We start from the raw sequence: 20,570 nt of genomic DNA on the forward strand, positions 1-20,570 counted from the left end.
CTCTCGTCGGTCCCCATGTATAACGTTCGCACCTGTGCGCTTTATTCGAAGAGCGGGCGTCGTGGCAGCTTTCACAGAGGATGCTCAGACAGTCGCCGTTCCCCGTTCGTTCACCAACGCCAGAGCAGCGTCGGCGCGGTCGGTCACGAGGCCGTCGACACCCGCGTCGAGCAGCCGCGCCATGTCGGACTCGTCGTTGACCGTCCACACGTGCACCTCGACGCCGGCCGCATGCGCGTCGCGCAGCAGACCCGGCGTCACGAGCCGCAGCGGCCCCTGTTTCTCGGGGATCTGCAGGGCGTCGACATCGGCCAGCAGCGCCCGTACACGGCGGGTCTGGTGCAGTGCGCGCGCCGCGACCAGACGCGCGATCGTCGCCGAACCGGGGGAGGTGGCCGGGCGCTGGGCGGCTCCGGCCGTGGCCGCGGCGCGCAGTGCCTCGAGGCGTCGCTCGTCGGAGAAGCTGGTCACCAGAACGCGCTCCGTGTGAGGGGCGACGAGTCGACCGACGCCCTCGGCCGCGGCCGCAGCCTTCACGTCGAGGTTGAACCTCACCTCGGGGAACGCCTCGAGCGCCTGCGCGAGGGTGATCAAGCCGCCGCGGTCGGCCATCAGCTCTTCGAGCTCGTGCACGCGCACGTCGGCGATCGCCCGCGGGTCGCCCGCGACGCGCTGCAGGTCGTCGTCGTGGAACAGCACGACCACGCCATCCGCGGTCAGGTGGCAGTCCGACTCGACGTACACCGCGCCGGCGGCGTGGGCCTCGGCCACCGCCGCGAAGGAGTTCTCGGCGATGCCGAGGGTCGCGGCATCCGGAGTCACGAGGCCCCGATGGGCCAGCACGTGCGGAGCGTCGGGGGAGAGGTAGGGATGCCGCGTCATCAGGGTGCGGAGGGGCGCGGTGCGACCGCGGGGGAGTCGCCGTCACCGGTGCGCGAGGCGAACGCCCCCGAGATGCCCTTCAGGGCCTCGGTGAACTCGCTCGGGATGATCCACAGCTTGCTCGAGGCGCTGTCGCTGATCTTCGGCAGCGTCTGCAGGTACTGGTAGGCGAGCAGCTTGTCGTCGGGCCGACCCTCGTGGATCGCCGTGAACACCGAGTGGATGGCCTCGGCCTCGCCTTGCGCGCGCAGGACCGCGGCCTGCTTGTCGCCCTCGGCCTCGAGGATCGCGGCTTGACGCCGGCCCTCGGCTTCGAGGATCTGGGACTGCTTCGAGCCCTCGGCGGTCAGGATCGCGGCACGGCGGTCGCGTTCGGCCCTCATCTGCTTCTCCATCGAGTCCTGGATCGAGAGGGGAGGATCGATCGCCTTGAGCTCGACGCGTCCTACCCGGATGCCCCATTTTCCCGTGGCTTCGTCGAGGACCACGCGCAACTGGCCGTTGATGTTGTCACGGCTGGTCAACGCCTGCTCGAGGTTGAGGCCACCCACGACGTTGCGCAGCGTCGTGGTCGTCAGCTGCTCGACCGCGCCGAGGTAGTTGGCGATCTCGTAGGTCGCCGCGCGCGCGTCGGTGACCTGGAAGTAGACGACCGTGTCGATCGAGACGACCAGGTTGTCTTCGGTGATCACCGGCTGCGGCGGGAACGAGACGACCTGCTCACGCATGTCGAGCAGCGGCCGCACGCGGTCGACGAGGGGGACGACGAGGTTCAGGCCGGGCGAGAGCGTCTTGTGGTACTTGCCGAGGCGCTCGACCACCCCCGCGCGGGCCTGCGGGATGATGCGGATCGAGCGGAACAGCACCACGATGACGAAGACCGCCACCACGATCGCGAGCACCCAGCCGATCGTGACGGGGATGAGAGTGTCGATGTTCATCGCGGCCTCCTAGTCGCTGGCGGTGTCGTGGGCGCGCTGCTGCGTGGGGCGCACGACGGCGGTGGCGCCGTCGATGCGGACGACCTCGACGCGCGTGGCGGGGTCGATCCGGGTGTCGCTCTCGGCCCGTGCGGTCCAGACGTCGCCGTTGGCGAGCTTGACCTGCCCCGCGACCGACGGCGACATGCGCGAGAGCACGAGACCCTCGAGGCCGAGCAGGGCCTCGACGTTGGACGGGCGGGTGTCGGCGCCGCGGTGCAGGCGTCGCAGCAGCGGCGGCCGCAGGAACGTCAGCAGCGCACCGGCGGCGAGGGCGGCCAGAATCACCTGGAGCCACAGCGGTGCGCCCACCAGGTCGGCGGCCAGACCCACCACGCTGCCCACGGACAGCATGAGGAACGTCAGCTCACCGGTGAGCATTTCGACGACCAGGAAGACCAGGATCAACACGAGCCACCCGATCCAGGCCCACGTGTCGAAAGTGGAGAGAACGTCCATGTCGCACCTCCTGAGGCTGAACGTAGCACCGGGGTACGACACCGGGGCCGCTTCTCAACCACCCCACAGACTGCGTCACCCGAGACGGTGGCGAGGCGGTCGGTAGGCTGGGGAGTCGATCTTTCGAATCGTCAGGAGTACTTCCGTGTCTCAGACCCTCCCGTCCGGCTCGCTGAGCGGCAAGACCGCCCTCGTCACCGGTTCGTCGCGCGGCATCGGCGCCGACACCGTCCGCTACTTCGCCGAGGCCGGCGCGAACGTCGTCATCAACTTCCGCAACAAGGCGCCCCGCGCCGAGAAGCTCGCCACGCAGCTGCGCGAGCTCGGCGTCGAGGCTCTGGTGGTCGGCGCCGACCTCACCGATCCCGAGTCGGTGAAGGCGATGTTCGACGAGGTCGAGCGCACCTTCGGCGGCCTCGACATCCTCGTGCTCAACGCCTCGGGCGGCATGGAGTCGGGCATGGCCGAGGACTACGCGCTGCTGCTCAACCGCGACGCGCAGGTCAACGTGCTCGAGACGGCCCTGCCGCTGTTGAAGGACGACGCGCGCGTGGTCTTCGTCACCAGCCACCAGGCGCACTTCATCCGTACCACGCCGACCATGCCGGAGTACGAGCCGGTCGCCCTGTCGAAGCGCGCCGGCGAAGACGCCCTGCGCGAGAAGATCCCCGCCCTCGAAGAGCGCGGCATCGGCTTCACCGTGGTCTCGGGCGACATGATCGAGGGCACCATCACGGCGACCCTGCTCGAGCGGGCGAACCCCGGCGCCATCTCGGCCCGCCGCGAAGACGCCGGCAAGCTCTACAACGTGTCGGAGTTCGCCGCCGAGGTGGCCCGCGCCGCGGTCGACCCGGTGCCCGCCGACAACACCCGCCTCGTGGGAGACACGGGTTCGTTCGGAGGCGAGTGAGCATGCGGCCGACCGACATCGAGACACTGATCGGGGTCGGTCGGCCCACGATCGCCGCCTCCGGGGCCTTCGCGGTCTTCGCGATCTCGCGCCCCGACCTCGCAGCCGACCGCACGGTCGGGCAGCTCTGGCGGGTCGACCTGCCCGCCGGCTCGCCCCGCCGTCTCACGCGCGGTGTCGCCGACACGGCTCCACGCCTGTCGCCCGACGACGCGACGATCGCGTTCCTGCGCGCCGACGACAAGGGCCGCGCGCAGGTCTTCGTGGTCGCCGCGTCCGGGGGCGAGCCCGTGCAGGTCACCGATCAGCCCGGGGGAGTGACCGCTCCGGCGTTCTCCCCCGACGGCAGCCGCCTCGCCTTCACCGCGCGCGTGCCCGAACCCGGCCGCTACGGCACGGTGGAGGGGCGGGATGCCGCGGCCGAGCCGCCGCGCCGCATCACCGGCATCCGCTGGCACGCCAACGGGCTGGGCTACCTCGATCGTCCCGCGCAGCTGTTCGTCGTCGACGTGCCCGCGACCGACGCAGAGCCGTTCTACTTGCCGGCGCCGGCCCTCGAGACGCCCGAGAAGCGCATCGTGCCCGAGCCCGCCGCCCAGCTCACCCACGGCGAGACGAGCTGGGGAGGCGTGGCGTGGAGCGCCGACGGCGCGGAGCTGCTGAGCGTTCCCGACGTCATCGAGACCGCGCGGCGCGACCTGCGCGACCGGGTGGTCGCCGTGGCCGTCGACAGCGGAGAGCAGCGCGAGGTGCTCGGCACGGCCGAGAACCTGTCGGTGTCGGAGGTGTCGGTCGCTCCGGACGGAGCGGTGTTCCTCCTTGCGCACGACGTGGGCGAGAGCGGGGCCGATTTCGTGGCACCGGGCGTCGCCCTGTTCGCCCTCGAGCCCGACGGACCCCATGCGCTGACGGATGCCGAGTCGATCGACCTCGGCGAGGTGGGGAGCCACCTCTCATTCGACGGCGACGACGTGCTCGTGCAGGACCGCACCCGCGGTCGGGTCCGCCTGCTGCGCGTCACGCGCACCGGCGCGGTGACCGAGGTGCTGGGCGGAGACCTCGAGGTGAACGGCCACGCCGTCGCGCACGGCCGGGTCGTGGCATCCGTCGCCTCTCCCGAATCAGCGGGCGAGCTGGTGCTGCTCGAGGGACGCGAGGTGCGGGCGCTGACGCACTTCGGCGCGGGCGCGGCCGAACGCGGTGTCGTCGTGCCCGTCGAGCACGAGATCACCGGCCGCGACGGCTCGCCCGTGCACGGGTGGGTCGCCGTTCCCGAGGGCGAGGGGCCGTTCCCCGTGATCCTGCAGATCCACGGCGGGCCCTACGCCTCGTACGGCGTGCACCTGTTCGACGAGACGCAGGTGCTCGTCGACGCCGGATACGCCGTCGTCTACAGCAACCCCCGCGGCAGCGCCGGCTACGGTCGCGCGCACGGTCGCGCGATCCGCCGCCGCATGGGAACGCTCGACTTCTTCGACGTCATGGACTTCTTCGACGGCGTGATCGCGGCCGACTCGCGCCTCGACGCGGACCGCGTCGGGGTCATGGGCGGCTCGTACGGCGGATACCTCACCGCCTGGATCATCGCGCACGAGCACCGCTTCGCGGCCTCGATCGTCGAGCGCGGCTTTCTCGACCCGGCGGCCTTCCCGGGCTCGAGCGACATCGGATCGTTCTTCGGAGACGAGTACGTCGGCACCGATCCGCAGCTCGTCGCGGCGCAGAGCCCCATGGCCGTGGCCGACCGGGTGCGCACGCCCACGCTGGTGCTGCACTCCGAGCTCGACTACCGCTGCCCGCTCGACCAGGCGACGCGCTACTACGCGGCGCTGAAGCGCAACGGCGTTGACGCCGAGATGCTCGTCTTCCCCGGCGAAGACCACGAGCTCACGCGCTCCGGTCGTCCGCAGCACCGCGTGCAGCGTTTCGATGCGGTGCTCGACTGGTGGCGGCGGTACCTGCCGGTCGCGTGAGTCGGGAAGGGCCCGGATGCCATGGCATCCGGGCCCTCGTCGTTCCGCCTCAGACCGCTTTGCCGAACTGGATCGCCCGGACGATCTGGAAGATGCCGAGCACGATCAGCGAGAAGCCGATGAGGATGAACAGCGTGACCGCGCCGAGCAGCGGCGAGAACAGCAGCACGATGCCGGCGACGATGCTGATGATCGCGAAGAAGATCGTCCAGGCTCGGGCCTTCGACTGGTGGCTCGCGGTGGTGAGCGAGACGACGCCCTCGATGATCCACAGGATGCCGACGAGCGTGCCGATGAAGACGCCGAGCCACGCGGTGGTCGCGGGGAGGTTCGCGAACGAGAAGATGCCGGCGACGATGAACAGGACGCCGAGCACGATGTAGCCGATGCGCGCCCAGCCCGAGCGCCAGAACAGGCCGATTCCGATGTTCACGAGGCCCGCGATGATGACGTAGACGGCGATGATGCCGACGGCCACCTGGGCGGTGCGACCCGGCCAGATGAGGATGATCAGGCCGATCACGAGCGAGAGGGCTCCGCTGACGGCGAGCGCGGTGCGCACGGCTCCGACGGCGGGGTTGGTCGTTGACGAGGGCGACATGGCGAGCCTTTCTGTGCGAACGCTGGGAACAGTGCTCACCTTAGACCCGGAGGTGAAACGTCGCGGGTCGGGCGACGCACGCCGTCACGCTCCGCGCGGCCGTCAGGCGGGGGAGTGCTCGAGCAGCAGCGCGACCGCGAACAGCACCGGCAGGCAGCCGATGGTCGAGATGAACACGACGTCGCGCGAGAGGATCTCGCCCACCCCGTACCGCTGGGCGAAGTTGAACACGTTCTGCGCGGTCGGCAGCGCCGCAAGCACCACGATGATGAACACCTGGTCGGCCGGGAGGCCGAACAGCGTCGCGACGAGCCACGCCAGCGCGGGCATCGCCACGAGTTTGAGAGCCGACGCGATGACGACGTCGACGCGACGCCCCGGTTCGGTGAGCACCCGCTGGCCGTACAGCGACATGCCGTACGACATCAGCAGCACCGGCACGCACGCACCGGCGATCAACTGGAGCGGGTCGAACACGATCGGCGGCAGGTCGATGCCCAGCAGCGCCACGAGCACGCCGAGGGCCGAGCCGATGAGCATCGGGTTCTTCGCCGTCTGCAGCAGGATGCGTCCGATGTTGCGCGAGCCCGAGGTCGCGGCATCCAGGATCGACAGGGCGATCGGCATGAGGATCAGCAGCTGGAACAGGATCACCGGCGCGCTGTAGGCCGCGTTGCCGAGCATGTAGAGCGAGATCGGGATGCCGATGTTGTTGCTGTTGACCTGCCCGGCCGACAGGGCGCCGATCACGGTCTCGCCCACGGGCCGGCGCAGTATCAGCGCGGACACCAGGACCGAGACCAGGATGACGCCCGCTGCGGTGATCATAGACACCGGCAGCAGCGCCGAGAACAGTGTCGCCACATCAGCCTTCGCCAGCACCGTGAACAGCAGGAACGGCGACAGCACGAAAAACGTCAGGCGGCTCAGCACATGGCGCGCGTGAGGTCCGAGCAGGTCGATGCGGGCGATGATGTAGCCCACCACCACGGCGAGGCCGACGACCGCGAAGCCGGTGAAGATCCCGCTCATGCGCCCGGCCGTTTCGGGGGAGCGCTGTGGGGAGTCATCGGTTCGAGCGTAGCGGGGGAGCAGGGGTGGGAATGACGGGGGCGGATGCCGCGGGGCGATGCCTCTCTAGCTAGTGCTGCGGCTGCGGCCGGCGCAGGATCCAGTCGAGCGTCGAATGCCAGGTCTGGCGCAGGGGACGACCCCGCCGCCACTCGCGCCAGGTGAGCAGCAGGATGATCAGGTCGAACACCGTGAGCAGCACGAGCCCGATGCTGGGTGAGACGAACAGCTCGTACACCTGGTAGACGAGGAAGGCGCCGATCGCGGCGATCGCCCACGGGTACACCCGCCGAGTGCCGAGCATCAGGGCGACGACGATGGCCAGCTCCACGACGCCGTGCAACAGCAGGTACACGGCGAGGAAGACCACGGTGCCCGATCCGAGCTGTTTGATGCTGTGCAGCAGCGCGTTGGCGAGGACGTCGTTCGGCTCCCGCGCGAGCTCGTGCGCCGTCAGCCGCTGCGCGACGTGCAGCAGTTGACCGGGGGTCGTCACCAGCAGCACGATCGCGCCGACCAGTTCGACCAGACCGTCGAGGCCCTTCAGGGCGACGCCGATGAGGAAGACGAGATCCATCACCCGTTCGCGCACGCGCGCTCCTCTCCGGCCGGAGGTGACGGCGGTCGCCGTCAGCGCCGAGTGTAGGCCTGCAGATGAAGTGCGCAGACGGTGCGAGCGCAAGACCCGGCCGGTCCATATCTCCGCGGTCTAGCGTCCGCAGAATGACGACCTACGCCCCGAACCTCACCGAGATCCTCGATCGCGAACCCCTCCCGGCATCCGGAATCGAGTCCGGCGACGTCGACTACGAAGCCGACGGCGTCGCTTATCGCGGCTACCTCGCGCGCCCGGCGGGGGAGGGGCGGCATCCGGGGATCATGGTCGTGCACGACTGGCTCGGTGTGACCGACTACGTGCGCATGCGCTGCGACATGCTCGCTCGCCTCGGCTACACGGCCTTCGCGGCGGACGTCTACGGCGCCGACGTGCGACCGGCTCCCGAGGATGCGGCCGGTGTGGCCGGCGGCTTCTACCAGGATCGCCCGCTGTGGAGGAAGCGTCTGACCGAGGCCTTCGCCTCCCTGCGCGCGCAGCCGTCGGTCGACGCCGACCGCACCGCGGCGATCGGATACTGCTTCGGCGGGTCGTCGGTGCTCGAGCTCGCCCGCACGGGCGCCGACGTCGACGCGGTTGTCAGCTTCCACGGCGGCTTGCTCACCGGCCCCGAGGGCGAGGCGGAGCAGATCACCGCGAAGCTGCTGGTGCTGCACGGCGCCGCCGACCCCGTCGCACCCGACGACGCGATGCTCGCCTTCGAGAACGACCTGCGAACGGCGCCGTCTGTCGACTGGCAGCTCGTGTCGTACGCGAATGCGATGCACGCCTTCACGCTTCCGGATGCCGATGCCCCCGAGCACGGCGCACAGTTCCAGGGGACCGCCGAGCGGCGCAGCTGGGCCGCGATGAAGGCGTTCCTCGCGGAGGTGTTCGAACCCCGGGCGTGACGGGATTCGCCCGCCACGGTTCGCCGGAGCGGTCCGTGGCGGGCGAGTCGGGACGTGCCGGCGTCAGGCGGCGCGCGACGCGGCGAGGGTGCGCCCGGCGGTGACGGCGGCCTGCTCGGCATCCGTCTTCAGTCCTGCCGCCACGTCGGCGAACGCGTCGAGCGCGGGATTCACCCCGACGAGGGTGAAGGGGCGGTGCACGACGGTGAGGTCGAGTCCCCACACGTCTGCGAAGACGCGGCGCAGCCAGCCGGTCGAGTGGTCCCAGCCCTCTTTCGGGCTTCCGGGCTCGTAGTTGCCGCCGAGCACCGTGACGAGGGTGGCGGGCTTGCCGCGGAGCGCGGTGCCCTGCGGGTCGATGCGCGGGTCGGTGTAGGCGAGGTCGAACCAGGTCTTCACGTGCTGCGAGACGCCGTAGTTGTACAGCGGAACGGTGAAGAGCAGGGCGTCGGCGTCGATCAGCTCGTCGGCGAGGCGGGTGCGCAGCGCGATGGCCTCACGCTGGCCGTCGGTGTGCTGGTCGGCGGGGGTGAAGCCCGAGGTCACCGCGTCGCGCCAGGCGGTGGCGGGCATCGGGTCGGCGGCGACATCGCGGCGGACGACCGTCGACGACGGGTGCGCGGCGAGCCATTCGGCCTCGACGAGATCGCCGAGCTCGCGGCTGGCAGAGGTGGCGGGCAGGATGCTGGCATCGAGACGGAACAAGGTCATGCGCTTCTCCGATCAGAGTGACTATGGAACCGATCCTGGGTCAGCTCGGCGAGTGGGCCGAAGGCAACCTGACGCGGCGCTGACGAGGTCGACGGGGCCGTGCGCGCACGGGTCGTCCGGCGGGATGTCCGGCCGCGGCGCGAAGACGGCCTCACCCGGGTGCGATCGGGGCAGAATGAGGCTTCGGGCAAACCGAACGCACGTGTGTGTCGAATGCCCGGTGAGCGATGACGCCACGAAAGGACGACATGCGACTTGCAACGGCCCTGCGACGGTTCGAGCTGGACACCCGCCCGATCCACCCCGAGACGAGACGAGCACTGGACCGCCGGTGGGCGGAGCTCCCTCCTCACGCGCAGACCCCGGGTCAACTTCTCGGTCGCAGCGCCGTCGGCTGCGAGGGGACGCACGGCGTCTTCCCCAAGTGCAACCTCACGTGCTCGCCGTGCTACCACTCGGCGGACGCCAACAAGGTGCGCATCGACGGCGAACACACCGTCGACAACGTCATCCGGCAGATGGACTTCCTGCGCGAGGTCCGCGGTCCGCGCGCGCACGCGCAGCTCATCGGCGGCGAGGTCAGCCTGCTGAGCGCCGAGGATCACGCGCGTTCGCTCCTGGCCATGCGAGCCGTCGGGCGCGAACCCATGTCGATGACCCATGGCGATTTCGATTACGACTACCTGCTCGATGTCGTGCTCGACGCCGACGGCAAGCCCCGCTTCGACAAGGTGTCGTTCGCTGCGCATTTCGACTCGCTCATGCGCGGGCGCCGCGGTGCCGTTCGCCCGCACAGCGAGGCCGAGCTGAACCCCTTCCGCGAGGCATTCGCCCGTATGTTCGTCGATCTCAAGCGCGACCACGGGGTCAGCAGCTATCTCGCGCACAACATGACGGTCACTCCCTCGAACGTCGCCGAGGTCGAGGAGGTCACTCGCGACGTCCTCGAGATGCCGTTCGACATGATGTCGTTCCAGCCCGCGGCCTTCATCGGCGATGATCGCCGCTGGCGCGAAGACTTCGGCGAGGTCACGATCGACGCGGTGTGGGAGCGCATCGAGGCCGGAGCGGGACAGAAACTGCCCTGGCAGGCCACGCAGTTCGGTGACCCGCGGTGCAATCGCTCGAGCGTCGGCGTGCGCGTCGGGAAGACCTTCGCCCCCGTGCTCGACCCCGACGACGCCAAGGACATCGCCGCGCGCGATCGGTTCCTCTCCCACTTCGGTGGGATGATCTTCGGCGGCATCCCCCGTCACGTCCTCGCGATCAAGGTCGTGCGCGCTCTCGCCGCACACCCGGGCGACATCCCTCCGCTCCTCGGCCTGATGAGTCGCGTGCTGCGTCGGGCGGGAGGCGTGCGCAAGGTCGCGGCGGCCGCGCGTCGGGGCAAGGTGTCGTTCAAGACGTTCGTGATCCACAACTTCATGGATGCCGAGCAGGTCGCCCCCGCCTGGAAGATGATGGAAGAGGGCGTCGTCGCCGACGATCCGCTGCTTCGCGAAACCCAGGAGCGCCTCGGGGCGTGCATGTACGCCATGTCCCACCCCGAGGACGGCCGCCTCGTTCCCGCCTGCGTGCAGCACTCGGTGCTCGACCCGCAGGAGAACGTCGAGCTGCGGCGCATCCTGCCGTTGCCGACCGTGCGTCCCGGCGCGACCGTCACCGCTCGTCCCTCCGGGCTCACCGCCGTGCGCGAGACCGGCACGCGGGTCGTCTGAGGCGCCCCGGCGTCCTCAGCGGGCGACGACGTGGGCGAGGGCTTCCGGCACCGACAGTACGACCTCGTCGCCGGGGCTCAGCGGCGACATCGACGGCACCTCGGCGTGCAGTTCGACGCCACCCGCTCCGACCGTCAGTTCGCTTCGGGCACCCGTCGGACGCCGCACGAGGACGATCCCGACGATGCGGAGCGAAGCCGCATCCGCGTGCTCGTCGACCCGCACGTCCTCCTGTCGGAAGAGGAGGGTCGCAGGGCCCTCGTCGACCCCGGCGGCGGCGATCTCGCCGAGCACACTGCGGTGGACGCCGTTGCGCACTCGACCGGGGACGGCGTTGCGTCCGCCCATCAGCTCGGCGGCGCGCACGCTCCCGGGCCGTCGATAGGCGTCGGCGACGGTGCCCTCGTGCAGCAGTCGTCCGTGCTCGACCAGGGCGATGCGATCGGCCACGCGCGCGGCTTCGTCGCGATCGTGCGTGACGAGCAGGATCGTGGGCGCGACATCGGCGCGCACCGCTTCGAGAAGTTCGTGCATGTCGGCTCGAAGGGCCGGGTCGAGGGCACTGAATGGCTCGTCGAGCAGCAGCACGGCCGGCTCGGCGGCGAGAGCACGGGCGATCGCGACGCGTTGCTCCTGCCCGCCCGATAGCTCGCCGACGCGGCGACGGCCGTAACCCGTCAGTCGCACCGTGTCGAGGTAGCGTTCGGCTCGCTCGCGGGCGCGGGCCCGTGGCATTCCGGCGACGCGGTCCGAGAAGGCGACATTGTCGAGAACCGACAGGTGCGGGAACAGCAGCGATCGTTGGAACACCATCCCCACGCCGCGACGTTCGGCGGCGACGGCGGCGACGTCACGTCCCGCGATCGACACGCTGCCCTGGTCGGGGGTCTCGAGCCCCGCGATGACGCTGAGCAGGGTGGACTTGCCCGACCCGCTGGGGCCGAGCACGGCCGTGCAGGTGCCCGCGGTGACCGTCAGTGAAAGGTCGTCGAGGGCCGGGTTCGGAGACGCGGCGAAGGTCTTGGTCAGGCCCGTCAGGACCAGGTCGGTGCTCATGCCACCATCTCTTTCACGGGAAGGGCTCGACGCCGACGCCCGAAGGCCAGCACACCGAGCAGGAGGAGAACGGGCGGAGCGACCGCCGACAGCGACATCAGCGAGACGGCGGCGTCGTTACCCAAGCCGGCAGCCGCCGAGGCGACGACGAGCGGCAGAGTGACGACCTCTCCGCCTCCGACGATGAGGGTGACGATGTAGTCGCTCCACGCGACGAGGAACGCCAGGAACGCGGCCCGAGCGAGGGCGGGCGCGATGAGGGGCAGCTGCACACGGCGGAAGACCTGCAGCCGCCCGGCGCCGAGCAACCGCGCCTCCTCCTCGTACGAGCGGTCGTACGCGCCGTACGCGGTGCGCATCACGAAGGCCGTGTAGGGCAGGGCCATGACCGTGAGCACCATCGCGACGCCGATCACAGAGGGCACATGCGCGCGCAGCAGCACGACGTTGACGCCGAGCACGGCCGCGAACGGTGGAAGGGCGATGGGGGCGAGCAGCAGCACCGAGACGGCACGCGCTGCGGGAACGGCACCGAAGGTGAGCGCTCGAGCAGCGAGGGCGCCGATCGCGGTGGCCGCGATGGCCACGACGACGCCGAGCACGAGCGAGCGGCCGAGGGCGGGGAGTGCGCCGAAGGCGATCGCCGCATCGACCGAGCGCACCCCCACGGCCGTCGGCAGGGGGGCGGGGACACTCCAGCTGTCGGCGAACGACCACAGCAGGAGGGGCAGGAGGGGCAGCGCGAACCACACCACGAGCGCGACGGCGAGCGCGCGGCGCGCCACCTTCCCGGCGCCGCGCGATCGGGTCAGAGGGCTGTCCACCGAGGTCATCGCCACGTCGCCGTCCGCCGGAGCGCGGCGAAGGTGAGGGCGACCGCGCCGAGCGCCAGCACGCAGGTGACCAGCGCGACCGCCGCGGCCTCGTTCCGCGCATCGAGGGACACCCCCTGGAACAGCCGAACTGCCAGGACGGGTAGCGGTTCGGGGGAGGTGCGGCCCAGCAACCAGAGGACTTCGTACGAGCCCAGCGCGTAGACGAAGCTGATCGCCGCTCCGATGACGATCGTGGGCGCCGTCAGCGGCAGCAGCACATGGCGGAACCGCTGTGCACGTCCCGCGCCCAGGAGCGCTGCGGTCTCGTCGTACGTCTGGATGCGGGTGGCGAGCGTTCCCGTGACGATGAGGGCGATGAACGCCGATTCCTTCCACGCCAGTTCGACGATCGCCGCGCCCCACAGCGGACCGCCGACCCAGGGCGCCCAGTCGTCGGGGGAGATCCCCAACAGGCGCGGGAGCACACCGGCATCCGACAGCAGCAGGCCCACGGTCGCAGCGGCGATGAGGTGGGGGATCGTCACGGTCAAGGTGCCCAACGTCGCCACGGCCCGGCTGCTGCGGGTGCGCGACACGATGACCACGGCGGCCGTCGTGCCGACGACGACCGCGACCGCCGTGGCGACGACGGCGACGCTCAGCGAGACCCCGATCGCCGCGAAGAGCTCACCGGGACGCGCGGTGAACGCCCCCGTCCCCGGCCTCGGCCGACCGACCACCGGCAGCAGGCCGAAGGCCTGAAGGGCCGTCGCTCCCACGCCACCGCCCACCACGACGAGGGCGAGGGCGACCGCGGGCAGCACCAGGACCGCCCCGAGCAGTTTCTCGCGGGTCGAGCCGGTGCGCCGGGCGACGGGCGCCCAGGTCACCGGGGCAGCACGTTCTGCCGCCAGCCGTCGTCGAGAGCCGGGACCCATTCGGCGGCGAGCTCGCCGTGGGCGTTGCGCGAGAGCTCGTCGTAGGGCGGCACGACCGGCGAGGTCGGCAGCGCATCGAAGAGTTCCCGATCCTCGGCCGACAAAGCGTCCAGATCGAGGACCGGGAACTGCCCCCACACCTCGGGCTCGGCCTTCTTCGCCTGCTGCTCGGGAGACAGCGCGACGTTCGCCACGACCATCGCGCCCGCCGCGGCGTCGGAGTTGACGGGCAGTCCGAGGAAGCTGGCGTTGCCGACGGTGCCGTCCTCGAGTGTCAGGACCTTGGTCTGAGCGGGGTAGGTTCCGTCCGCCACGAGAGCGGTGAGGGTGGCCGGGCCGTACGTCATGGTCATGTCGATCTGACGGTCCGCGAAGAGCTGCCCGAGCTCCGTCTCGTTCGCGGGATAGGTGTCGCCCCCGCGCCACAGGTGGGGGGCGAGCTCGTCGAGGCGGTTCCACAGCGCGGGCGTGAGCTCGTCGTAGGCGTCTTGCGAGAACGCGGTGGGCACCTCGTCTGCCCCGCCGGAGACGCTCGCGAGCGCCTCGCGGACGAACACCGAGCCGGTGAAATCGGGCGGCGCCGGGTAGGTGAAGCGCCCGGGGTGAGCGTCGGCCCAGTCGAGCACACCCGCGAGGGTGGTCGGCGGATCGGCGATCGCTTCGGCGTTGTAGGCCAGCGTGAACTGCGCCTTGTGCCACGGTGCCTCGCAGCCGTCGACCGGCGTGCCGAAGTCGGATTGCAGCAGAGGGTCGTCGGCGCCGGTGCCCGCCATCGACGGGAGCAGGCCGGTCCAGCCGCAGCGCCACGCTCCGGCCTCTTTGCCCGTGCGGAAGTTGTCGCCGTTGATCCACACGAGGTCGACGCTGCCGTCGTCGCGGCCGGCCTGGAGCTCGGTGAACACGCGGTTGAGCGCGTCGCGCGTGTCGGTGACCGGAACGCGCTCGAGGGTCACCCCGTATTCGGCGACCGCGGGGGTCAGCACATCGTCGACGTAGGCGTTGCCCTGATCGTCACCGCCGTACATCCACAACTGCACGGTCTGGCCCCGGGCGGCCGAGAGAACGGCATCCCAGTCGGAGAACTCCGCCGTTTCGGGGGCGGCGGGTGCGGCGCACCCGGCGAGGGCGAAGAGGGCGGATGCCGTGGCCACGGTCATCGCGGCGAGTCGACGTCGGTGTCGAAGGGGGGTCATGAGGCTCCTCGGTCGGGACCGGCGACCGCAGGTCGCGTGCGGCTTTAGGGTATGGGGTAGCGGAGGGTGATCGATGCAACCGAGCGGAATAGACGTGCCGGCGCGCGGGGCGAAGCGCCGACCCGTCCTCCGGTTGGTGCTTCTCTTCGTGTTCGTCGCCGTCGTCGCAACGGTTGGGTTCGTCTTCATGCCGCACGACGTCGGGGAGATCCGCGCCTGGTCGAGCCAGGCCGGGTGGGCGGGCGCGGTGCTCTTCACCGTGCTCTACGCCGCGTTGACGCTCAGTCCGGCCCCGAAGAACGTCCTGGGAATCGCGGCCGGACTGGTCTGGGGCTTCCCCGTCGCCTTCGCGATGGTCTACGTGGGCGCGTTGCTGGGGGCCGCGGCGTCGTTCCTGATCGGGCGAGCGCTGGGCCGCGAGGCCGTAGAACGTTTCACGGGTGCGCGGGTGGCCCGCCTCGACGCCGCGATCGGCCGACGCGGACTCGTCGCCGTCTTGAGTGCACGGCTCATTCCGGTCATTCCGTTCACCCTCATCAACTACGGCGCGGGCCTGACCTCGGTTCGTCGGCGCGACTACGCGATCGGCACCGCGGTGGGCATTCTTCCGGGATCCGCCGCGTACGTCGCCCTCGGTGCGTTCGGTTGGGAGCTCGGTCCCGAGTTCTGGGTCGCGCTGGCCGCCGTCGGCGTGTTGCTGGCGGGAGGACTCGTCGTGGGGGCCGTCGTTCGGCGTCGCCGCAGCGCCGGAGCGCCCGATGCTTGACCGCACCATGCGCGCCGCGCTCTCCACTCCGTTGGAGGCCGCAGCGGCGGCCCTCGATCGTCCGGGCATCACGCCCGATCGGCTGACGGTCGCGGGGCTCGTCCTCGCCCTCATCTCAGCGGGGGCCGCAGCGGCGCAGTGGTGGGGGGCGGCGGTTGTGCTGTGGCTGCTCTCTCGCGTCGCGGACGGGCTCGACGGCACCCTCGCGCGCCGGCGCCGCGCCCGAGGCCGGGGGAGTGAGAGCCACGCCGGGGGATTCCTCGACATCGCCGCCGACTTCATCGCCTACGGAGTGGGCGTCTTCGGCGTCGCGTGGGGGGCGACGGCGGCGTACGGGGCGCCGTGGTGGCCGTTCCTGCTCGTGCTGGTCGCGTACTACGTCAACGGCACCGCGTTCCTGGCGTTCTCGTCGATCGCCGAACGCACCGGTCGTCAGCTGGACGATGGCCGATCCCTGTCGTTCCTCGGACGCATCGCGGAAGGCACCGAGACGATCATCGTGCACGCCCTCTGGCTCATCCTGCCGTTCTGGGCGTGGCAGATCGCCTTGGTGTGGAGCCTGTTCGTCGGGATCAGCGCCGCGCAACGCGTCGTGACCGGCTACCGCCTGCTGCGGTGACGATCGCCGATCAGGTGCGCCGCCGCCGTACGCGACGGAGCAGTCGGATCACCGCGGCCACCGCCCCGTGGCGCAAGGCGCTCTGCGCATCGCGAACGGCCGCGTTCCAGCCCGCGTCGGAGTAGGTCGGGTAGGCGTGCATGACGCCTGCGAGTGCGCGCACCGTGAGGCCGAGCGACACCGCCGTCGACAGCTCGCCCAGCGATTCGCCGGCCCTCGGTCCCACGATCGTGGCGCCGACCACGCGTCCCTTCCGGTCGACGGCGAGACGGGTGAAGCCGGCGGTGAGGTTCTCGGTGATCGCTCGGTCGAGGTCGTCGTGCCCGGTCTCGACCACGCGCAGCCCCGCGCTTTCGGAGGCTGCGGTCGACACTCCCACCGCGGCGACCTCGGGGGAGGTGAACGTGACGCGCGGGACATCGTCGAGACGGATGCGTCGCGTCAAGCCGAGCACGGCATTTGTCGCGGCGACGCTGGCGAACATCCCCGCCGTGTGGGTGAAGCGCGGCAGGGGAGTGGCGTCACCGGCGGCGCGGATGCGCGGGTTGCTCGTGGCGAGAGTGCGATCGACCCGGATCGCTCCCGAGTCGTCGACCTCGACGCCCGCGGCATCCAGGCCCAATCCGATGGTGTCGACGCGGCGTCCGAGCGCGGCCAGCACGCGGTCGGCGATCACGGTGGTGCCGTCGCTGAGACGGGCGTGCGTCCGTCCGCCCGTGTGCTCGGCCGTCTCGACGGTCGTGCCGACGCGCACCTCGACACCGTCGGCCCGGAGAGCGGCCATCACGAGAGCACTCGCCGCGGGATCCTCCTTCGGCAGCACGCGCTCCCCCCGGTGGACGAGGGTCACCCGGCTCCCCAGACGCGCCATCGCCTGGGCGATCTCGCATCCGACGGCACCCGCACCGATGACCATCAACGTCTCGGGGAGCTCCGTGAGATCCCACAACGTCTCGTTGGTGAGCACGTCGTCGATCCGCGGCGGAACGATCGGAGAACTGCCGGTGGCGATGAGCGCGTCTCGGAAGCGGATGCCGACACCCTCGACCACCACCGACCGATGCCCGTCGAACCGAGCGCGGCCGCGCAGAGTGTGCACGCCCGTCTTTGCAAGCGTCTCGGGGGAGTCGACGGGTTCGATCTCGGCGATCGCCTGCTTCACGTGCGCCATCACCGCGGGGAAGTCGACACGCACCTCGCCCGCGTGCACGCCCAGTCGCGCGGCCGCTCGCGCATCGTGCGCCGCGTCGGCGGCCGCGATGAGCGCCTTGGAGGGCACGCAGCCCGTGTAGAGGCACTCCCCGCCGAAGCCGGATGCCTCGATCAGCAGCACCCGCGCCCCGAGCGCCGCCGCGGTGCGGGCTCCCACCAGACCGGCGCTGCCCGCGCCCACGACGACGAGATCCCACTCGACGCGGCCCGCCTCCGCCGAGGTCAGCGGGCGGGCACGTCGAGGGGGCGAAGAGGTCATGCTCGAAGCCTAGGGTGGGGGAGAGAGGGGGTGGGGCGATGACGACACCACTGCGTCGCTACGGCGTGGGCGCTCGATGGTACGACGTGCTGTCGGGGGAGCGATGGGTGTACGGGGCGGGCCGTGAGGCCGGCATCCGCCTTCTGGACCTTCACCCCGGAGACGTCGTGATCGACCTCGGATGCGGCACGGGTCTGAACTTCGCCGGTCTCGTGGCCGCCGTCGGGCCGACGGGTCGCGTGATCGGCATCGATCGCAGCGCCGACATGCTGGCCGTCGCGCGCCGTCGTGTCTCCGCCGCGGGGTGGGACGCGGTCGTGACGCTCCTGGCAGCCGACGCCGCCACCGTCGACCCCCGCGAGATCCTCGCCGCGACCGGCGGACGGGGAGCGGATGCCGTGTTCTCCACCTATGCGCTCAGCGTGATCCCGCAACGAGATGAGGCGTGGCGTCGCGCGTGCGCCGCCGTGCGGCCGGGCGGACGCGCCGGCATCGTCGACATGCAGCGACCGCGGGGCCGGTGGCGACTGCTCGAACCCCTCGCTCTTCTCGCCTGCGCGACCGGGGGTGCCGACATCGACGCGCACCCGGTGCATCTGCTCGAACGCGACGCGGCCGACCCGCGCGAAATCGGCAGGGCCGAGCGCAAGGGCGGTCATCTGGTGGCCGTGGCCGCCGACCTCGCCGACCGGGTCACCCTCGGCGCGGATTCGGCGTGAGGGGCCCGTCATGAACCCGCCGTCGTCTTCGTCGGGGCCTCGGGTCGCGGCGTCGGGCTCCGGTGCCGTCATCGTGGCCCAGCTCCTTCTGCGGACCGCCTCGGCCGCCGGGGCGCTCGCGCTGGGGTCGTACTTCGTCGATCTCTCGCGGCAGGGCACGTCGGTGGGGGCACTGCTGCTGGGAATTCTGTCGGCCGTCAGCTTTCTGGCGGAGCTCGTGCTCGCGCCGGTCGCCGGATCGGCGAGCGATCGGCGCGGGCGCCGGGTCTTCCTCATCGCAGCCCCGCTCCTCGCGGCCGGCGGCGTCCTGTTGACCCCCGGAGCCTCGGTGCTGGCGGCGGTTCCCCCGCTCGCGCTGGTCGTGGTGATCGTCGGCAGCTCGCGACTGCTCGACGGCGCGGGCGCCGCGATCTCGGCCCCCGCGACACTCGGGCTTCTGGCTGACGCCACCGACGGCGACCGGCGGCGTCGCGGGCGGCTGACGAGCCTCTACGAATTGTCCTCGTCGGGCGGAATCGCCCTCGGAGCCGTGGCGGGCCCGTTGCTCTACGGCGCGCTCGGTCTCTGGACGTTCGTCGCCCTGGCCGTCGTGTACGTCGCGACCGCCATTCTCATCTTCGCTCGTGTTCGTCCCGCGGCCGCGCTCACGCAACCCGCCGCGCGCGTCTCGCTCCGCGAACGGGTGGGGGTCCTGGCCCAGCCTCGGCTCCTCGCGTTCCTTCCGGCATGGATCGCCGTGAACGCGATCCTCGGAACGTGGGTCACCTCGCAGATCACGTTCGTCCTCGCCGGAGACGTCACCGTCGACGACCAGCTGTTCCCCGGGGCGTTCCGCGGCGATGAGGCGGGACTATCCGCCGTCTTGGGCGTCTACGTGCTGTTCTTCAGCGCCTGCATCGTGTTCTGGGCCTTCTTCATCGGCCGGTTCCCGACGCTTCCCGTGTTGTTCGTCACGGTGGCCGGAGCCATGCTGGCATCCTTCGGATTGCTCCTCGCCAATCACGGAGCGTCCCTCGTGGTCGTCCTTCCGATGGTCGCGGTGGGCGTGTTCCTCGAGGCCGGATTCACGCCCGCCGCCCTCATCCATCTCAGTGAGATCTCGGCGGATCATCGCGACGATCGTGGTCTCATCATGGGCGCGTACTCGGTCGTCGTGGGAGCGGGCTACCTTCTCGGCAACGTGCTCGGGGGAGTTTTCGCCGAGTGGCTGCTCTTCGACGGGCTCGCGCTGCTCACCATCGGCCTCGCCGGTGTCGCCCTGCTCTCCGTCGTCGGCATGTCGGTGACCGAGGCGGCGCTGCGTCGACGAGAGCGAGCCATACCCGGCTGAGATGGTGAGCCGCGGGCTGGTCGAGCCGACGCGTCGTCGAGATCAGCCTGGGATGATGCCGACCGCCGGTGTCATGCCACCGCCCCCACGCCCAGGCCGGCGTGTCCGTGAAGGATGCGACGCAGCTCTCTCAGGGCGGTTCGCGTGCGGGATTTCACCGTCCCCAGGGGCTGGCCGAGGCGGGCCGCGATCTGCGACTGCGTGAGGCCGGCGGTGTAGGCCAGCTCCACACAGAGCCGCTGATCGGGGGAGAGCTGAGCCAGAGCGGCGTGAAGGTGCGCGCGTTCGAGGTAGTGGTCGACGGCATCCGAGGCCACGTCGGCGTCCCAGACGAGAGCTCTCGATCCCACGTGCCGGTCCCGGTCGTGAGACGCCTGCGTCGCCCTCACGCAGTCGACGGCTCGGCGATACGCGATCGTGCTGATCCACGCCTGCAGGCTGCCCTTCGAGGCGACGAATCTCGACGCGTTCTGCCAGACGTAGACGTACACCTCCTGGAGCACCTCTTCGGCCAGAGCGCGATTCACGACCACCCGGAGCACCACTCCGAACACCCGGGCGGAGGTGAGGTCGTACAGCTGGGCGAACGCTGCGCGATCGCCCTCTGCGACGGCGGCCGCCAGAGCGCTCAGGGTGTCGACGGCGTGATCATCGACGTCGTCGGTGTGCGGAGCGCGAGCGGCCATGAGGTGATGCTGACAGATAATCTCAGCGGTGAAACAGCACTTGCTTGCGCCGTTGGAGTATGCATCTGAATGAAGTCTGGTTCACCTGGGTCGGAGCCGACTGCAGCGGTCGGTCGCCGTCGTTTTAGGTGCGCCGATAATGCACATTATGTCAGTTTCCAAACGG

The 20,570-nt window shown here is 70.6% G+C and carries 21 protein-coding genes; 8 read left to right on the plus strand and 13 right to left on the minus strand.

The window, feature by feature from the left end; translation table 11 throughout:
* Positions 1 to 84: 84 nt before the first annotated feature.
* The 3 genes from LPW41_RS08500 to LPW41_RS08510 are packed head-to-tail and all read right to left on the minus strand — an operon-like array spanning position 85 to position 2,321.
* Positions 85 to 882, minus strand: coding sequence for a glycerophosphodiester phosphodiesterase family protein (locus LPW41_RS08500; RefSeq protein WP_230704590.1), 798 nt, complete (start codon positions 880 to 882; stop codon positions 85 to 87).
* A complete protein-coding gene (locus LPW41_RS08505) occupies positions 882 to 1,823 on the minus strand; it encodes an SPFH domain-containing protein (protein WP_144833339.1) in 942 nt (313 codons plus the stop codon). The genes LPW41_RS08500 and LPW41_RS08505 overlap by 1 nt, the downstream gene beginning before the upstream one ends.
* A 9-nt stretch (positions 1,824 to 1,832) precedes the next feature.
* Positions 1,833 to 2,321 carry an NfeD family protein gene (locus LPW41_RS08510; protein ID WP_154096693.1) on the minus strand — a complete coding sequence of 163 codons (489 nt, stop codon included), beginning with the start codon at positions 2,319 to 2,321 and terminating at the stop codon, positions 1,833 to 1,835.
* A gap of 145 nt (positions 2,322 to 2,466) precedes the next feature.
* Between LPW41_RS08510 and LPW41_RS08515 the strand changes: the two genes are divergently transcribed.
* Positions 2,467 to 3,231, plus strand: coding sequence for an SDR family oxidoreductase (locus LPW41_RS08515; RefSeq protein WP_144833343.1), 765 nt, complete (start codon positions 2,467 to 2,469; stop codon positions 3,229 to 3,231).
* A gap of 2 nt (positions 3,232 to 3,233) precedes the next feature.
* A complete protein-coding gene (locus LPW41_RS08520; protein ID WP_230704591.1) occupies positions 3,234 to 5,204 on the plus strand; it encodes a S9 family peptidase in 1,971 nt (656 codons plus the stop codon).
* Between the two features lie 49 nt (positions 5,205 to 5,253).
* Here the strand turns inward: LPW41_RS08520 and LPW41_RS08525 are convergent, their stop codons facing one another.
* The 3 genes from LPW41_RS08525 to LPW41_RS08535 form a co-directional block, all read right to left on the minus strand.
* Complete coding sequence (locus tag LPW41_RS08525; RefSeq protein ID WP_144833347.1) at positions 5,254 to 5,805, minus strand: HdeD family acid-resistance protein; 552 nt, start codon at positions 5,803 to 5,805, stop codon at positions 5,254 to 5,256.
* 102 nt (positions 5,806 to 5,907) lie between these two features.
* Complete coding sequence (locus LPW41_RS08530; protein ID WP_230704592.1) at positions 5,908 to 6,837, minus strand: AEC family transporter; 930 nt, start codon at positions 6,835 to 6,837, stop codon at positions 5,908 to 5,910.
* A gap of 109 nt (positions 6,838 to 6,946) precedes the next feature.
* Positions 6,947 to 7,468: a DUF2127 domain-containing protein gene (locus LPW41_RS08535; protein ID WP_230704593.1), complete on the minus strand. Its 522-nt coding sequence runs from the start codon at positions 7,466 to 7,468 to the stop codon at positions 6,947 to 6,949.
* A gap of 131 nt (positions 7,469 to 7,599) precedes the next feature.
* On the opposite strand from LPW41_RS08535, the gene LPW41_RS08540 reads away from it, so the two are divergent.
* Entirely contained in the window at positions 7,600 to 8,382 is a 783-nt protein-coding gene (locus LPW41_RS08540; protein WP_230704594.1) for a dienelactone hydrolase family protein, read from the plus strand.
* Between the two features lie 63 nt (positions 8,383 to 8,445).
* Here LPW41_RS08540 and LPW41_RS08545 read toward each other — a convergent pair whose 3' ends face one another.
* Positions 8,446 to 9,093: an FMN-dependent NADH-azoreductase gene (locus LPW41_RS08545; protein ID WP_144833353.1), complete on the minus strand. Its 648-nt coding sequence runs from the start codon at positions 9,091 to 9,093 to the stop codon at positions 8,446 to 8,448.
* Between the two features lie 248 nt (positions 9,094 to 9,341).
* On the opposite strand from LPW41_RS08545, the gene LPW41_RS08550 reads away from it, so the two are divergent.
* A complete protein-coding gene (locus LPW41_RS08550; protein ID WP_187358414.1) occupies positions 9,342 to 10,811 on the plus strand; it encodes a radical SAM domain-containing protein in 1,470 nt (489 codons plus the stop codon).
* Positions 10,812 to 10,826: 15 nt separating this feature from the next.
* Here LPW41_RS08550 and LPW41_RS08555 read toward each other — a convergent pair whose 3' ends face one another.
* Genes LPW41_RS08555 through LPW41_RS08570 form a run of 4 tightly spaced genes read right to left on the minus strand, consistent with a single transcriptional unit; the run spans position 10,827 to position 14,813 of the window.
* The gene (locus LPW41_RS08555) at positions 10,827 to 11,867 is read right to left on the minus strand and encodes an ABC transporter ATP-binding protein (protein WP_230704595.1); all 1,041 of its coding nucleotides are present in this window, start codon (positions 11,865 to 11,867) and stop codon (positions 10,827 to 10,829) included.
* The gene (locus LPW41_RS08560; protein ID WP_230704596.1) at positions 11,864 to 12,700 is read right to left on the minus strand and encodes an ABC transporter permease; all 837 of its coding nucleotides are present in this window, start codon (positions 12,698 to 12,700) and stop codon (positions 11,864 to 11,866) included. Before LPW41_RS08560 ends, LPW41_RS08555 begins: the two co-directional genes overlap by 4 nt.
* On the minus strand, positions 12,697 to 13,572 hold the full coding sequence (locus LPW41_RS08565) for an ABC transporter permease subunit (RefSeq protein ID WP_230704597.1): 876 nt from the start codon (positions 13,570 to 13,572) through the stop codon (positions 12,697 to 12,699). The genes LPW41_RS08560 and LPW41_RS08565 overlap by 4 nt, the downstream gene beginning before the upstream one ends.
* The gene (locus LPW41_RS08570; RefSeq protein ID WP_222123930.1) at positions 13,569 to 14,813 is read right to left on the minus strand and encodes an ABC transporter substrate-binding protein; all 1,245 of its coding nucleotides are present in this window, start codon (positions 14,811 to 14,813) and stop codon (positions 13,569 to 13,571) included. The genes LPW41_RS08565 and LPW41_RS08570 overlap by 4 nt, the downstream gene beginning before the upstream one ends.
* 136 nt (positions 14,814 to 14,949) lie before the next feature.
* Between LPW41_RS08570 and LPW41_RS08575 the strand changes: the two genes are divergently transcribed.
* Positions 14,950 to 15,579: a TVP38/TMEM64 family protein gene (locus LPW41_RS08575; RefSeq protein WP_230704924.1), complete on the plus strand. Its 630-nt coding sequence runs from the start codon at positions 14,950 to 14,952 to the stop codon at positions 15,577 to 15,579.
* Complete coding sequence (locus LPW41_RS08580) at positions 15,572 to 16,198, plus strand: CDP-alcohol phosphatidyltransferase family protein (RefSeq protein WP_230704598.1); 627 nt, start codon at positions 15,572 to 15,574, stop codon at positions 16,196 to 16,198. Before LPW41_RS08575 ends, LPW41_RS08580 begins: the two co-directional genes overlap by 8 nt.
* Positions 16,199 to 16,208: 10 nt before the next feature.
* Here the strand turns inward: LPW41_RS08580 and LPW41_RS08585 are convergent, their stop codons facing one another.
* Positions 16,209 to 17,669, minus strand: a complete 1,461-nt coding sequence (locus LPW41_RS08585; protein ID WP_230704599.1) for an NAD(P)/FAD-dependent oxidoreductase — start codon at positions 17,667 to 17,669, stop codon at positions 16,209 to 16,211.
* 38 nt (positions 17,670 to 17,707) lie between these two features.
* On the opposite strand from LPW41_RS08585, the gene LPW41_RS08590 reads away from it, so the two are divergent.
* Both LPW41_RS08590 and LPW41_RS08595 read left to right on the plus strand, forming a co-directional pair.
* Positions 17,708 to 18,388 carry a methyltransferase domain-containing protein gene (locus LPW41_RS08590; protein WP_230704600.1) on the plus strand — a complete coding sequence of 227 codons (681 nt, stop codon included), beginning with the start codon at positions 17,708 to 17,710 and terminating at the stop codon, positions 18,386 to 18,388.
* A gap of 10 nt (positions 18,389 to 18,398) precedes the next feature.
* Positions 18,399 to 19,718, plus strand: a complete 1,320-nt coding sequence (locus LPW41_RS08595; protein WP_154096685.1) for an MFS transporter — start codon at positions 18,399 to 18,401, stop codon at positions 19,716 to 19,718.
* Positions 19,719 to 19,789: 71 nt separating this feature from the next.
* Here the strand turns inward: LPW41_RS08595 and LPW41_RS08600 are convergent, their stop codons facing one another.
* Positions 19,790 to 20,404: a sigma-70 family RNA polymerase sigma factor gene (locus LPW41_RS08600; protein WP_144833369.1), complete on the minus strand. Its 615-nt coding sequence runs from the start codon at positions 20,402 to 20,404 to the stop codon at positions 19,790 to 19,792.
* Between the last annotated feature and the right edge of the window lie 166 nt (positions 20,405 to 20,570).

Origin of the sequence: Microbacterium sp. JC 701, from assembly GCF_021026215.1 — a bacterium.
Lineage (GTDB): Bacteria > Actinomycetota > Actinomycetes > Actinomycetales > Microbacteriaceae > Microbacterium > Microbacterium algihabitans.

Bases quoted from the DNA above. Each gene is read 5' to 3' on its own strand.
- LPW41_RS08500 (WP_230704590.1), bottom strand. From the start codon at position 882: ATGACGCGGCATCCCTACCTCTCCCCCGACGCTCCGCACGTGCTGGCC.
- LPW41_RS08505 (WP_144833339.1), bottom strand. From the start codon at position 1,823: ATGAACATCGACACTCTCATCCCCGTCACGATCGGCTGGGTGCTCGCG.
- LPW41_RS08510 (WP_154096693.1), bottom strand. From the start codon at position 2,321: ATGGACGTTCTCTCCACTTTCGACACGTGGGCCTGGATCGGGTGGCTC.
- LPW41_RS08520 (WP_230704591.1), top strand. From the start codon at position 3,234: ATGCGGCCGACCGACATCGAGACACTGATCGGGGTCGGTCGGCCCACG.
- LPW41_RS08525 (WP_144833347.1), bottom strand. From the start codon at position 5,805: ATGTCGCCCTCGTCAACGACCAACCCCGCCGTCGGAGCCGTGCGCACC.
- LPW41_RS08530 (WP_230704592.1), bottom strand. From the start codon at position 6,837: ATGAGCGGGATCTTCACCGGCTTCGCGGTCGTCGGCCTCGCCGTGGTG.
- LPW41_RS08540 (WP_230704594.1), top strand. From the start codon at position 7,600: ATGACGACCTACGCCCCGAACCTCACCGAGATCCTCGATCGCGAACCC.
- LPW41_RS08545 (WP_144833353.1), bottom strand. From the start codon at position 9,093: ATGACCTTGTTCCGTCTCGATGCCAGCATCCTGCCCGCCACCTCTGCC.
- LPW41_RS08550 (WP_187358414.1), top strand. From the start codon at position 9,342: ATGCGACTTGCAACGGCCCTGCGACGGTTCGAGCTGGACACCCGCCCG.
- LPW41_RS08555 (WP_230704595.1), bottom strand. From the start codon at position 11,867: ATGAGCACCGACCTGGTCCTGACGGGCCTGACCAAGACCTTCGCCGCG.
- LPW41_RS08560 (WP_230704596.1), bottom strand. From the start codon at position 12,700: ATGACCTCGGTGGACAGCCCTCTGACCCGATCGCGCGGCGCCGGGAAG.
- LPW41_RS08570 (WP_222123930.1), bottom strand. From the start codon at position 14,813: ATGACCCCCCTTCGACACCGACGTCGACTCGCCGCGATGACCGTGGCC.
- LPW41_RS08580 (WP_230704598.1), top strand. From the start codon at position 15,572: ATGCTTGACCGCACCATGCGCGCCGCGCTCTCCACTCCGTTGGAGGCC.
- LPW41_RS08585 (WP_230704599.1), bottom strand. From the start codon at position 17,669: ATGACCTCTTCGCCCCCTCGACGTGCCCGCCCGCTGACCTCGGCGGAG.
- LPW41_RS08590 (WP_230704600.1), top strand. From the start codon at position 17,708: ATGACGACACCACTGCGTCGCTACGGCGTGGGCGCTCGATGGTACGAC.
- LPW41_RS08595 (WP_154096685.1), top strand. From the start codon at position 18,399: ATGAACCCGCCGTCGTCTTCGTCGGGGCCTCGGGTCGCGGCGTCGGGC.
- LPW41_RS08600 (WP_144833369.1), bottom strand. From the start codon at position 20,404: ATGGCCGCTCGCGCTCCGCACACCGACGACGTCGATGATCACGCCGTC.